This is a genomic window from Malaciobacter halophilus, from assembly GCF_002837275.1.
GTDB lineage: Bacteria > Campylobacterota > Campylobacteria > Campylobacterales > Arcobacteraceae > Malaciobacter > Malaciobacter halophilus.
This window is the reverse complement of record NZ_NXIF01000055.1, coordinates 1-14,240: the sequence shown is the minus strand read 5'-3', so window position 1 is coordinate 14,240 and position 14,240 is coordinate 1. Positions and strand designations below refer to the sequence as shown.

The 14,240-nt window shown below is 26.8% G+C and carries 11 protein-coding genes; 5 read left to right on the top strand and 6 right to left on the bottom strand.

From position 1 onward, the window contains the following. Positions 1-257 precede the first annotated feature (257 nt). Entirely contained in the window at positions 258-3,026 is a 2,769-nt protein-coding gene (locus CP960_RS12710) for a sensor domain-containing phosphodiesterase (protein WP_101185864.1), read from the top strand. Between the two features lie 33 nt (positions 3,027-3,059). Here CP960_RS12710 and ccsA read toward each other — a convergent pair whose 3' ends face one another. Then, positions 3,060-5,831 (bottom strand): cytochrome c biogenesis protein CcsA, encoded by a 2,772-nt coding sequence (gene ccsA / locus CP960_RS12705; protein WP_101185863.1) that lies wholly within the window; start codon positions 5,829-5,831, stop codon positions 3,060-3,062. A 182-nt stretch (positions 5,832-6,013) separates the two neighbouring features. Between ccsA and cmoB the strand changes: the two genes are divergently transcribed. After that, on the top strand, positions 6,014-6,928 hold the full coding sequence (gene cmoB, locus CP960_RS12700; RefSeq protein WP_101185862.1) for a tRNA 5-methoxyuridine(34)/uridine 5-oxyacetic acid(34) synthase CmoB: 915 nt from the start codon (positions 6,014-6,016) through the stop codon (positions 6,926-6,928). Here the strand turns inward: cmoB and CP960_RS12695 are convergent. Genes CP960_RS12695 through CP960_RS12685 form a run of 3 tightly spaced genes read right to left on the bottom strand, consistent with a single transcriptional unit; the run spans position 6,925 to position 9,468 of the window. After that, positions 6,925-7,893: a GGDEF domain-containing protein gene (locus CP960_RS12695; protein WP_101185861.1), complete on the bottom strand. Its 969-nt coding sequence runs from the start codon at positions 7,891-7,893 to the stop codon at positions 6,925-6,927. The genes cmoB and CP960_RS12695 overlap by 4 nt on opposite strands. Before the next feature lie 9 nt (positions 7,894-7,902). Beyond that, positions 7,903-8,865, bottom strand: coding sequence for a GGDEF domain-containing protein (locus tag CP960_RS12690; protein WP_101185860.1), 963 nt, complete (start codon positions 8,863-8,865; stop codon positions 7,903-7,905). Between the two features lie 9 nt (positions 8,866-8,874). Further along, positions 8,875-9,468, bottom strand: a complete 594-nt coding sequence (locus CP960_RS12685; RefSeq protein ID WP_101185859.1) for an MBL fold metallo-hydrolase — start codon at positions 9,466-9,468, stop codon at positions 8,875-8,877. A gap of 76 nt (positions 9,469-9,544) precedes the next feature. Between CP960_RS12685 and CP960_RS12680 the strand changes: the two genes are divergently transcribed. Continuing rightward, a complete protein-coding gene (locus CP960_RS12680; protein WP_101185858.1) occupies positions 9,545-10,363 on the top strand; it encodes a ferritin-like domain-containing protein in 819 nt (272 codons plus the stop codon). Positions 10,364-10,382: 19 nt separating this feature from the next. On the opposite strand, the gene trpB is transcribed toward CP960_RS12680, so the two are convergent. Continuing rightward, positions 10,383-11,600: a tryptophan synthase subunit beta gene (trpB, locus tag CP960_RS12675; protein ID WP_101185857.1), complete on the bottom strand. Its 1,218-nt coding sequence runs from the start codon at positions 11,598-11,600 to the stop codon at positions 10,383-10,385. Positions 11,601-11,760: 160 nt separating this feature from the next. On the opposite strand from trpB, the gene CP960_RS12670 reads away from it, so the two are divergent. Then, positions 11,761-12,294, top strand: a complete 534-nt coding sequence (locus tag CP960_RS12670) for an AAA family ATPase (protein WP_101185856.1) — start codon at positions 11,761-11,763, stop codon at positions 12,292-12,294. Between the two features lie 29 nt (positions 12,295-12,323). Here the strand turns inward: CP960_RS12670 and dnaJ are convergent, their stop codons facing one another. Beyond that, positions 12,324-13,454, bottom strand: a complete 1,131-nt coding sequence (dnaJ, locus tag CP960_RS12665) for a molecular chaperone DnaJ (protein ID WP_101185855.1) — start codon at positions 13,452-13,454, stop codon at positions 12,324-12,326. A 71-nt stretch (positions 13,455-13,525) separates the two neighbouring features. Between dnaJ and recR the strand changes: the two genes are divergently transcribed. After that, positions 13,526-14,098 carry a recombination mediator RecR gene (gene recR, locus CP960_RS12660; protein ID WP_101185854.1) on the top strand — a complete coding sequence of 191 codons (573 nt, stop codon included), beginning with the start codon at positions 13,526-13,528 and terminating at the stop codon, positions 14,096-14,098. The last annotated feature ends 142 nt before the right edge of the window (positions 14,099-14,240 follow it).

The window sequence follows — 14,240 nt, the reverse complement described above, 5'->3', positions numbered from 1 at the left end:
TCACTACACCCAGTGAAAATAATACTTACAAATATATAGATAAATATTAAAAGTCTCATAATTAAAATACCTTTAAAAAAAATAATTTGAATATAATTAAAATTATTTTAGAATAATACTATTTTAGACTTTTTTTAACTTGAAATATAATTTTTCAATAATATTAATTTTAGTTTAAAAAATCATAGCAGTTTGAAAAAATAATTTAAAAAAGATATAATTATATTTTTCCTAAGTAAAATTTAATAAGGTAGATATTGCAACTAAAAAATCATATATATACAAATTTATTTGAACTTGAATCATTTATTAAAAATAAGATTATTCCTATTGAAAGTTCATCAATTTTAATACAAATATTCTCTACAACTTTAGAAGAAAAGAAGCTAAAAAGTGTTTTAAAAACTATTAAAAGCTTACTTCCTAGTGCAAATATAGTAGGTTCAAGTACAGCAAACTGTACGTGTATTGATAATAATATAATTAATAATCTTGTAATAAGTTTTTCTATTTTTCAAAAAAGCTTTGTACGTACTACATATGTTAAGAGTCTAAATATTTCAAATGCTATAAAAATTTCAAAAGAGTTTATCAATGAAGATACGAAAGTCTTAATGCTTTTTAATAGTGATTCAAAAAATAGTATTGAAACTTTCTTAGAAGGCTTAAGATTTGATTTAAAAAACTCTACATTAGTTGGTGGTAATGCAGCAACATCATTTGATTATCTAAAGCCATTTATTTTAGAAGATGAAACAATTATTAAACAAGGTTTAGTATTAGTTGCAATTGATTCAAAAGAGTTAATTGTTTCAAATAACTTTGCTTTTAACTGGTCTAAAGTAGGCAAAGAGATGACTATTACTAAAGTTAATAATAATAGAGTTTATGAAATTGATAATATGCCTATTTTAAAACTTTATCAAAAATATTTTGGTAAAGACTTGAATAGTAATCTAACAGAATCTTTAATATCTTTTCCTTTAGTAAAAACTGTTTTAGGTGTAGATGTAGCAAGAAGTGTTATTAATGTAGAAGATGATAATAGTTTTGTTTTTGCAGGTAGTTTTGAAAAAGGGGATAAAGTAAGGTTTGCAATAGGCAATATTGATGAAGTTTATAATGATTCTGTTCGTCTTCAAACTCAATTGGCTTCAAATCCTGTTGAAGCAATATATTTTTATTCATATAAATTAAGAGACCAGTTTTTAGGAAATAACTTAAAAACAGAGCTTGAGTCAATTTCTCAAGTTGCTTCAAATATTGGCTTTTTTACTCAAGGAGAGTTTTTTCAAATTGGCAAAAAAGTAGTTCAATTAAATATTACTACAACTACATTAACATTATCAGAAAATAATCAATTAAGAAGATTTAGTTCTTGTCCAATTAAAAGTAATAAATATTCATCTTTGAAAGCTTTAATTAATCTAGTTAATACTGTCCAAGAAGAACTTGATGAAAATATTAACTATTTAAATCAATATAAAAATGCAATTGATAAACATACTATTGTTTCTAAAACTAATAAAAAAGGAATAATTACTGAAGTTAATAGTAAGTTTTGTGAAATCTCTGGATATAGCCAAGAAGAGCTTTTAGGCAAACCACACAATATTGTAAGACATCCCGATTTCCCAAAAGATGTTTTTAGAAAAATGTGGAAAACAATACAAAAAAAAGAGATTTTTCAAGGAATTATAAAAAATATGACGAAAAGTAAAAAGCCATATTTTGTAGATACAGTAGTTAAGCCAATCTTAGATAAAAATGGAAATATTGTTGAATATTTAGGTTTAAGACATGATATTACTGCATTTGTTAATCAAAAAGTTCAATTAAAAGATGAAATAAAAACAATAAAACATCCTTTTTTAGTGATGATAAAAATAGAAGATTTTGAAATCCTAAAAGATTTTTATAATGAAGAGATAATTCATCAAATAGAAGATAAGTTTTTTGAAGAGGCACTAAATTTCTTACCTTCAAAATCTGGATATAAAAAAGTTTATTTTTTAGGAGATGGGGAATATGCTCTTTTAAAAGAGTTACAAAGTTTTGAAAAAAGTAGTATTGAGTATGAAACTACTGTTTTAAAAAAATTTCAAGCTAATGTAAAAAGAGCAACCTTACTATTTGAAAATTTTGAGTTTAATATAAGTATTATATTAAGTATTAGTACAGATAAAAAAATATGTTATGAAGAAGCAAAACAAGGTTTAAAAAGTCTTCTTAGAACAAAAAAAGACTTTATTTATGTACAAGGGCTTACATCAAATTTAAGTGAGATTGCAAAAAATAATATTGAAACTATAAAGATGATTAAAACAGCTATTGAAAATAAAAATATAGTTTCATATTTTCAACCAATTTATAACAATAAAACAAAAAAAGTAGAAAAATATGAATCTTTAGTTAGATTAATTACACAAGACAATCAAATAGTCTCTCCTTTTTTCTTTATTGATATTGCAAAAAAAGGAAGATATTATAAACAAATTACAAATATTGTAATAGAAAACTCTTTTGAAGCAATGAAAAAGCTTCAAATGGATGTAACGATAAATATCTCAGTTGTAGATATTGAAGATGATTTAATAAGAGAAAAAATATATTCAAAATTAAAAGAGTGCAAAATTTTAGCAAGCAAAGTTACTTTTGAGCTACTTGAAGATGAGAATATAAAAGATTTTTCTATTGTAAAAGAGTTTATAAAAAATGTAAAAGAGTTTGGTTCTAATATTGCAATTGATGATTTTGGTTCTGGCTATTCAAATTTTGAAAGACTTTTAGATTTTGAACCTACTATTTTAAAAATTGATGGTTCTTTGATAAAAAATATTTTAAAAGATAGTATTAGTAGAAATATTGTTGAAGCAATAATTGTTTTTGCTAAAAAAGAGGGATTAAAAACAGTTGCCGAGTTTGTATCTTCTAAAGAGATTTTTGATTTAGTAAATGAACTTGATATAGACTATTGTCAAGGGTATTATATAAATAAGCCTAAAGCTTTAGATGAAATTTTGTAGATTTAAAGAAAAAAAGATTAAGAGTTTAAACTCTTAACCTTTTTGATTTTTTGTATGACAAACAGTATCTTTTAAGTCTCTGTTTTTATAAGCTAAAATAATAGTTATAAATACTGTTGCTGTTGTATAATAAACCCACATTGGAATTGGTACAGGGTCACCTGTTGCATAAGAGTGCATTCCTGATAAGTAGAAGTTTACCCCAAAATAAGTCATTAATATTGAACTAAATGCAATAGTACTTGCAACATTAAATGCAAATGGATTATTTAATCCTTTTACAAATCTCATATGAATAATAAATGCATAAACTATAATTGAGATATAAGACCAAGTCTCTTTAGGGTCCCATCCCCAATATCTACCCCAAGACTCATTTGCCCAAACTCCACCAAGAAAGTTTCCAATTGTAATAGCACTTAAACCAATAATTAATGCAATTTCTGAAATAGCACTAACATTTCTAATATTTTCATCTAAGTGTGGTCTATTTTTTCTAAATATAAACATAATTAGTGCCATATATCCTAAGATTGCTGCTAAACCAAAGAAACCGTAAGATGCAGTTAATACAGATACATGAATAGTTAACCAATATGATTTAAGAACAGGAACTAAGTTTGTAATTTGTGGGTCAATATTTGTTAGATGTGCAGTAAACATAAATATTGCAGCTACAATAACAGAAGCACTTAATGCAAGTAGTGATTTTCTAAAGAATACTACTCCTGCAAATACTGCTGACCATGAGATATAAAGAAGTGATTCATATGTATCTGACCATGGTGCATGCCCTGAAATAGCCCATCTAAATCCCATACCAAATGTATGTGCTGCAAATAAAAGTGCAAGTACAGCAAAAAATATTTTTGTAGTTTTTTCTGGTTTAAATTTTGGATTAAATACTACAATAAATGCCACAATTAACATTACTAAACCTGTTAATAAATAAGCAAGAGTTAGTTTAAAGAATATATCAAGTTTATTAAATAAAATCTCATTTTCAATTTGTGATTGACTAGGAATAATATTTGAACCAACTTTTTCTTGATAGATTTTAATCATATCAATAAATTTATTGGCACTTTCATACTCATGAGCAATTACAGAGTTTATAAAACCTCTAGTCATTGTTTCAACAGCAGTTTTATTTTTCCCTTGAAAATATCTAAAGGCGTCTAATGGATTATACCATTTATTATTATCATCAATTCTTCCGTCATGTATTCTTGGGAAAATTTTAAATAAATTAGCATTATATACCATGTATGAGATATTTAGTTTTTCATCTAATTTTAGAATATCTTTCTCGTAAGTTCCTCTTTCAGTAGGTTTTTTTCTAAAAGCTTTTTTTGCCTCTTCTTCAAGTTTATATTTTCCTTCTTTTGTAAATACTTCTGCAAAAGAGATATATTTTCTAGATGTATCAATACCTAAAACATTTTTTAATTTTGGAGTTTTGATTTTTATCATTTTTACATGTCTCCAAAATTCTGGTCTTGTAAGCATCCCTAAAACAATTTGATTTGCATCCATACCAAACATTGTACTTTTTGAAGCGATTTTATGTAGTATCTCTTTATTTAAAGTAGCAACTGGTTTCATTCTACCGCCATTACTTTGTGTTACTAAATAAGAAAACTTTTCTGCAGTTACTTTTGATTCTTCTTTGAAAGAGTTCATATAGTTTACTATACTATTTTGTGCACTAGAAACATCAACTAAAGTATTATCATCTGCTTTAACATCTGTTGTTAGAGCAAATGTACTAAGACAGGCAAGTAAAAACGAAGCAGCTGTTCTGTTTTTTAGAAATTTTGTAAGTTTCCAAAATCTACTTTTTTTGTCAAATAAGTTCCAAATTAATCCTAAAGTTAATAAAAAGTATCCTAAATATGTTGGCCATTTACCTGGGTCATTATTTACTGACAAAATTGTTCCTTTCTCATCTTGGTCATATGAGCTTTGGAAAAATAAGAAATTACCTTCATGTAAAGTTCTATTCATAAAGATTCTATAATCATACTCTTTTCCATCTTTTTTTATAACTGTAACTTCAGATGCATATGAAGAAGGTGCCATACTTCCTGGGTATCTATCAAGTTGAAAATCTCTTAATTTTATACTAAATGGAAGTTGTAATGCTTTAGAGCCATACTCTAAAGTTACAATAGTATCTCCAAAGTCTTCAATTTTTGTTACACCTTGTTGTCCTCTTTTACCAGGAAGTTTTACTGTTTTTGTTTCACCATTTAAAGTTACATCAACAGTCAAAATCCCCATTGAGGCATTTCCTTTTTTTGCAAACATATAGTTATTAAACTTTATATTTAAAGTTTCATTTGCAAATTTTATATCATGACTAAATCTATCATTCCAAAAACTTGCAAACTCTTTTTGATACTCTTTGTAGTATGTTGCATCTTTTTGTTTGATTTTTACTTGTAAATATGGTTCAAGTGAAACCATTGTGTTTTCTGTTTGTCCCTCTCTAATATGTATTATTCCTTCGTATCCAATATATCTAGTAACACCAGCTCCAATAAGTATTACTACAAATGATACGTGGAAAATAAATCTAGCAGGGTGTTTCCACATTTTGTATTTATATATAATTCCACAAAGATTTACAGTTGTTAAAACAAGTATTGTTTCATACCAAATGTGATTATATATTAAAACTCTAGCCGTAGAAGTTCCGTAGTCATTCTCTATAAAAGTTGCAACTGCTGCACCAAAGGCAAGAATTGCAAATAGTATTAACGTAGTCTTAAAGGAGAATAAGACATCTGTAACTTTTTTCAAAGGTAATCCTTTATTTTATAATATGGGAAATATTATAGTAAAATTTATGTGAATTTTTTGTGTAGTTTGTATAAAAAACCACCTAAATTCATATGCGGAAGTATAACAAAAATCAATTTTAGTTTTATTAAACAAATAACTATTAAAACAGCTTTTTAACAAATATTTAATATAATCGCGTTATGAATATAGAAGAGTTAAAAAAACAAAGAGAAAAGTGTTTAGAGTGGAAAAATGTTAAGCCTTGGTATGAACAGTTAAAAAAAGTTTTTGAATTAGAGAAGAAAAATATTCAAATAGACAATAATGATTGGTTTAGTGTTGGAAAAAAAGAGGATTTGACACAAGAAGAATATGCTTTAATTGAAGAAACAGCAAAAAAATTAATACCTTGGAGAAAAGGTCCTTTTAAACTATTTGGTTTAGAAATAGATAGCGAATGGCAAAGTAATATAAAATATAATTTAATTAGACCTCATTTTAATTTAAAAGATAAAGTTGTTGCTGATATTGGATGTAATAATGGCTATTATATGTTTCGAATGCTTGAAGATGAACCTAAAAGACTAATTGGTTTTGATCCTAGTGCTTTAACAATGCTTCAATTTGATTTTATTAATCATTTTGCAAATACTAATATTATATATGAAAAGTTAGGTGTGGAGCATTTAGAGCTTTATAATCATAAATTTGATTTTATTTTTATGCTTGGAGTTTTATACCATAGACCTGATCCAGTAGGGTGCTTGAAATCTTTAGCAAAAGGATTAAATAAAAATGGTGAAGTTTTAATAGACACTTTTATGATTGATGGAGAGCAAGAAGTTGCATTGACTCCAAATAAAAGATATTCAAAAATACCAAATATATATTTTATTCCAACAATTCCAGCATTAAAAAATTGGTTAGTTAGAGCAGGTTTTGAACAAATTGAAGTATTAGCTGTTACTACAACAACTTCTGAAGAACAAAGAAAGACACAATGGAGTTTTGATCAAAGTTTAGAAGATTTTTTAGATAAAAATGATAATACTAAAACTGTAGAAGGTTATCCTGCACCTAAAAGAGTTTATATAAAAGCTAGAAAGAAGAACTAAAAAAGATCAATCGTATCTTCTTCTTTCATGTCATTGAAATTAAAAACTTGACTTCTACCTTTATTTTTAGCTTCATATAAAGCAATATCTGCATTTTTTATTGTACTATCAATTGTTTTCTCATCACTATAATTATAAACATCATAGCCTATACATATAGTTTTTTTAAGTATTTGTTCTTCTGTAATTTTTATCTCGATTTCTGCAAAATCTTTTATAATTTTATTAGAAATATTTATAATATCATGTTCACTTGAAGTACTTAAAATAGAGATTAAAAACTCATCTCCTGTAAGTCTTGCTACCATATCAAACTCAGAAATATTTGCATGAATAACTTTTGCAAGTTCTACTAAAACTCTATCTCCTATATCATAATCATACTCATCAATTACTGCTTTAAAGTGGTCAACTCCAACCATTAAAAAATATATTTGTTTATACTCTTTTCCTGATAAGATTATTTGTTTATTTAAATTCTCTATTAAGTAGTGTCTATTATAAACATTTGTAACAGAGTCTAAAGACTGAGATTCAATAAAATTTTTCTTTATAATTCCATTTTGAATTATTGGAGATATTTGAAAAAATGCAGATTCAATTACATTATAGCTTTTATTTATAAGTTCAAAATGAGTTTTTGATGTAGCACAAAAAGATACAATTGCATTTAAGTTTGTGTGTGTATTGATTATGAAAAAGAAAGATAAACTATCATCAAGGTAGAATTGGTCACCATGTATTAATATATCTTCTCTTGTACTTTTTTCTATATCAAATAAAGCAATACTTACATTATCAATTTTAAAAGTTGCATTTAACCAGTTGTAAATGTCTCCAGCCATTTGTTTTATATCAGAAGCAAACTGAAGTTGGTCATAAAGTGTAAAGATATCTTCTAATGCTTTGTAATCTTTCTCATTTGTTGCTGATGATTTTATTAAATTTAATATATTGTGTCTCAAAATAATATCCTAAAATAGATCTATTGTATGCATTTGACTATCTTTATAGACAAAAAACTCACTTCTTCCTTTGTTTTTTGCTTCATATAAAGCATTATCTGATGTATTTAGTAGCCCTTCAATTGTTTCAGCATTATCAGGAAACAAAGAGATACCTATACAGATTGTTTTTAGTAATGTTTGCTTTGTCTGTTCATTTACTAAGACCTCTTTTTTACTAAAATTTTCAATAAGTTTTTTAGCAATCATTATGCAGTTATTTTCACTTCCTACATTTTGTAAAACTACTAAAAACTCATCAGCATCAATTCTTACTACAATATCAGATTTTCTAACTGTTTGCTTTAATAAATCTGCTAATGCGATTAATACTTTATCTCCAACATTATAATCAAATTCATCAATTACAGCTTTAAATTTATCTACACCAATTTTTAAAAAACCTATTTTTTTATTTTCTCTTTTTGATAAAGCAAGTACCTTCTCAAGATAGGTTTCAAGGTATTTTCTATTATATAAACCTGTAATTTGATCTTTTAAAGAGAGCTCTTTTATACACTCTTCTAAGTATTTATTATAAAGAGTTTGAGATATAATGTCAAATGTAGTGACTAAAACGTCACTATTTATCTCTAAATTGTGGTAGTGTTGCTCATTATTACAGTAAATCTCATAAATAATTTTTACATTATAACTTAAATCTATTTTGTAAGTTAATTTAAATCTTTCATCAAAAACTTCATTTTTTGTTTCATAGATTATTTCGTCATATTTATTTATAGCATCTTTAAATAAAATTCTTAAATTTTCAATTTCATAACTATTATTTAAAGAGATTGCAAGATATTTTAAAGAGTCAGCAAAAAGTTTTACAATTTTTTTATCTTCATTGATTGAAAATTCTGCATGTTCAACATTTTTTTGTTTGTCTTCTAATATCTGCTTAAAAGAGTTCACCATAATATTACTCATTCACAACCTTTATAAATAGTTTAACCAAGTTTTTAAGGACTCTTTCTCACTAAATAGTGAAGTATGAGTTCCATGTCCTGGGTAAATTCTAAAGTTTTTATCCCATTTTAAAATCTTTTTAATACTCTTTTTCATATCTTCAGGGTTTGAAAAGGGAAAGTCACATCTTCCAATTGAGTTATTAAAAATAAAATCACCAGAAAATAGATTATCTTCAATCTCAATTGCAGAACATCCAGGAGTGTGTCCTGGAAAATGATGAAATTTAACTTTGATTCCATCAAAGTCAAACTCTTCATCTGGTTGAACTAATACATCTGCAAAAGAGGGCGTCATTCCAAAAGCATAAGGGTCTTTTTCTAACATAAAATTATCATCTTTTGGACAATATATTTTTACATTTAATTCATCTCTTAACTCTTTATTAGACCAAACATGGTCAAAATGACCATGAGTATTCAAAATAGCAATTGGATTTGTCACATTTTGTTTAACCCACGGTATAGCTCCAACTCCTGGATCAATAATAATATCTTTTCCGTTAATTGTTATAATATAACAGTTAGTCTGATAATCACCCATTGGTTGTTTCTTTATTTCCATTTTTTTAAACCTTACTTAGATAGAATTCATAAATTACTTATAATATATAATTATTATAACAATACAGAGGTAAAATATGGATTATTTTAAAGAGCTTGAAGCTATTTTATTAGAAAAAACTCCAAAAAAAAAGTTTGAATTATTTGAAAATTTTTACGAAAACTTTAAAGTGTCAAAAATATCCTTTGATAATGATTGTGATATTTGCCAATTAAAACAGCCCTCATATAAAGAGTTATTAAAAATTATTCCTGCAAAAGATGTGAAAATAAGAAAACATTTTGATACAAAGGAAGGTAAAATATCCCTTTTACATACAATTGCACATATTGAATATAGCGCAATTGATTTAGCCTTAGATGCTGCTTTAAGATTTAAAGGATTACCAAGAGAGTATTATGAAGATTGGTTAGAGGTTGCAGAAGATGAAATTAGACACTTTTTAATGATTGAAAAACTACTGAATTTATTAGATGCTAATTATGGAGATTTGCCAGTTCACACAAATCTTTTTGATGCAATGCAATCAACACAGACACTTTTAAGTAGAATGGCAGTAGTCCCACGATATTTAGAAGCAAATGGCTTAGAACAAAACCCTAAAATAATGGAAAAATTAAAATCAAATCCAGATGAGTTTAATAAAAAAATTTTACAAGCTTTAAAGATTATTTTAGAAGAAGAGATTGAGCATGTAACTAAAGGAGATAGATGGTTTAAATATGAGTGTAAAAGATTATCTTTAGACCCTGAAAAAACTTATTTTAAGATTTTAGAAGAGGTCTATCCAGGAAGTACAAATAAAAAATATACTATTAATTTTGAAGCAAGAAAACAAGCTGGTTTTTCTTGTGATGAGTTAAAAATTTTATCTAAAAAAAGTGATTGTAATTAGTTTTAAAAGAGAAACTCTTTTAAAACTTACTATTAGGAATAGGGTGATTTTCTACAACAAAATCTATATCTTTATCTCCCCTTCCACTTAAATTTACTAAAATAGTTTTATCTTTTGATAAAGTTTTTGCTAGTTTCATTGCAAAACCAACAGCATGAGCAGACTCAAGAGCAGGAATGATACCTTCAAGTTGTGATAATTTGTAGAATGCATCAATAGCTTCTTTGTCATCACATAAGCCAACCTTTGTTCTTCCTTGTGTCTTTAAAAATGCATGCTCTGGACCAACTGAAGGATAATCAATACCACTTCCAATGGAATAAACAGGTGCAGGTTCTCCTTTTTTATCTTTTAACATTATTGAGTTAAAACCATGCATAATCCCTTCTTCTCCATATGTTAATGATGCAGAATGCTCTCCAATAGTATTTCCTCTACCCATAGGTTCTACTCCATATAAATCAACATCGTTTTCATCTATAAAACCTGCAAAAATTCCCATTGCGTTACTTCCTCCACCAACACAAGCAACAACACTATTAGGAAGAGTTGGTTCATGCTCTAAAAATTGCTCTTTTGCTTCTAATCCAATTACACTTTGAAAATCTCTTACCATCATAGGAAAAGGATGTGGTCCAACAACCGAGCCAATACAATAAATAGAGTTTTGAGTATCTGCTAAATATGCATCAAATGCAGAATCAACTGCTTCTTTTAAAGTTTTTAAACCATGAGTTGCAGGAACAATTTTAGCTCCTAATATTTTCATTCTAATTACATTTGGATACTCTTTTTTTATATCAACTTCACCCATATGTATTTCACACTCTAATCCAAAATATGCTGCTGCAGTAGCTAAAGCAACTCCATGTTGTCCTGCTCCAGTTTCAGCAATAACTCTTTTTTTACCTAAATGTTTAGCTAAAATAACTTCAGCCATACAGTGATTTAATTTATGGGCTCCTGTATGATTTAAGTCTTCTCTTTTTAAATATATTTTTGCTCCATCACAATAGTTAGTTAAATTTTTTGCAAAGCTAATTGGAGTTGGTCTTCCTTGATAATGTTTTCTTACATATTTTAAATCTCTAATAAATTCATCCGAATTTTTTATCTCTTCGTAGGCTTTTATAATCTCTTGAAAGGGTTTTTCTAATTCAGGAGGAATGAATGAACCTCCAAATTTTCCAAAATATCCATTTTTATCTGGATATGATTCTAAATAAGGTTTTTGCATATATATTTTCCTTTTACATAAATAGCTTTTTTGTGCTTATTATATTTAAAAATTTGTTATAAGCTCGTTATAAATACCTTTATATAAGTTAAAGTTAATTAACTTGTTTATATGAAAAATCGATTTATAATTGTATATAATTTTATGATAAAGAAAAAATATGAAAAAAATATTGATATTAATTGTAGGTGCTAGTGGAGTTGGTAAAGATACTTTACTTAAAGAGTTAAAAAAATATTTAAGTGCTAATTTTATTAAAAGATATATTACAAGACAACCAGATATTAATGAATCAAACTATTATGTTTCAAAAGAGGCTTTCAAAGTTTTAGAAAATAGTGCATACTTTATCTCTTCTTGGAGTGCCCATAATAATTTTTATGGTATTTCTAAAAATAGTATAAAAGAAGGATTAAATATTATTTCTGTTTCAAGAGCTGTAATTAAGAATTTTGAAGATATTTTTGAAGAGGTTTATACAATAAATATAACTTTAAATAAGAAAATATTAAAACAAAGACTTTTAAATAGAAAAAGAGAGAGTTTAAATGAAATAGAAAATAGATTAAATAGAGATTATAAGATAATTAATGCAAAGAATTTAATTGAGTTTGAAAATAATAAAGAAGTTAATGAATCAACAAAAGAGTTGAAAAATTTAATAGAGACTATTTTAAATAAAACAACTAAATAAGATAAAGTAAGGAAAATCCTTACTTTATTTTATGAAAACCATTTTTTAACTTTATCAAACATACTTTCAAAACTTGATTCGTGAGGTTTACTCTCTATTCCAAAGCTTTCTTGTAATTTAGTTAATAGCTCTTTTTGTTCATTATTTAATGATTTTGGATAAGTTATTTTAATTTGAACTATTAAATCACCTTTTCCATATCCTTGTACAGATTTAACACCTTCATTTCTGAATTTAAACTGCTCCTTATCTTTAGTCCCAGCAGGAATTTCTAAGTCAAGTTCACCTCTTAAACTAGGAATTTTAATACTTCCTCCTAATGCAACTTGTGTAAAGAAAAGAGGAACTTCAATATATATATCATCTCCGTGTCGTACAAAATGAGAGTCTTCTTTTACAGATATTTGAATATATAAATCACCTCTTGTTCCATCTGGTGCAATATTTCCTTTTCTTGAAACTCTAATTCTATTTCCATCATTTACACCTTCAGGAATAGTTACTTCAAAGCTTTCTTCTTTTTCATGGTATCCTGTACCATTACACTTTTTACAATCTTGTGCTTTTGATTCTCCTGTACCTTGACAATTAGGGCAAGTTTGTGCAAAAGTCATAAATCCTTGTCTCATATGCACTTGACCTTGTCCTTGACAAGTAGAACAAGTAGATAGTTTTCCATCTTTTGCACCTGTTCCTTTACAAGCTTGACAAGCATCTTTATATTTGTATGTTATATCTTTTGTAGCACCAAATACAGCTTCATTGAATTCTACTTCAACTTCTATACCAATATCTAAATTATAATTATATGATTTTCTTCGCCTTCTTCCACCACCAAAATCAGCGCCTCCAAATGCAGAACCAAACATCTCTTCAAATATTGAACTTAAGTCATCAAATCCTGCACTTGAGAATCCTCCACCTTGGCCATGTCCTTCAAGACCCTCTTTACCATACCTATCATAAATAGCTCTTTTCTCATCATCACTTAAAACTTGATACGCTTCATTAACAGCTTTGAATTTATCTTCTGCTTCTGAGTTATCAGGGTTTTTGTCAGGGTGATACTTCATTGCCATTTTTCTATAGGCTTTTTTTATTGTACTTTTATCTGCATCTCTACTAATTTCCAATACTTCATAATAATCTAATTCAGTCAATATTAGTACTCCTAACTTTATTTTTCGCGATTTTATCTAAATTATGATAAATCTTTGATATAATCCGCCTTATGAAAAAGGGATTAGAGAAATTTTATGAATTAGTAGAGGCTTTTGAGTCTTTACCCACTGTTGGAAAGAAATCAGCGTTAAGATTGGCGTACCATATAGTAATGAATGATAACTATTGTGGTATTAAACTAGCTCATAGTATTGAAAATGCAATTAAAAATATAACAAAATGTACAAGATGTGGTTCTATGAGCGAACATGAAATTTGTGAATTTTGTTTAGATGATACAAGAAATGAAAAAATGCTTTGTATTGTACAAAGTGCAAAAGATATATTTGTTATTGAAGAATCTAAACAGTTTGACGGATTATATTTTGTAATAGAAGAATTAGAAGAACAAACTGTTGATAAATTAATAGATTTAGTAAAAGAGAATAGGGTAAGTGATATTCTTTTTGCAATAACTCCATCACTTTCAAATGATGCTTTTATTCTATTTATTGAAGATAAATTAAAAGATTTTGATATTAATTTTATGAAAATTGCACAAGGTGTGCCAACAGGTGTTAGTTTAGAAAATGTAGATTTAATATCACTTTCAAAAGCAATACAGAGTAAGGTTGTTATTTAACCTTTACTCTTCAAGTTTCCATTTAGCATAAAGTTCTTGAGCAGCTTTAATTTCAGCTTCAGAAGCTCTTCTTCTACATGATAAATAGCCCTTTGAACCATCACAACTCTCAAATGGATATATTGTGGCAAATACCCAATAA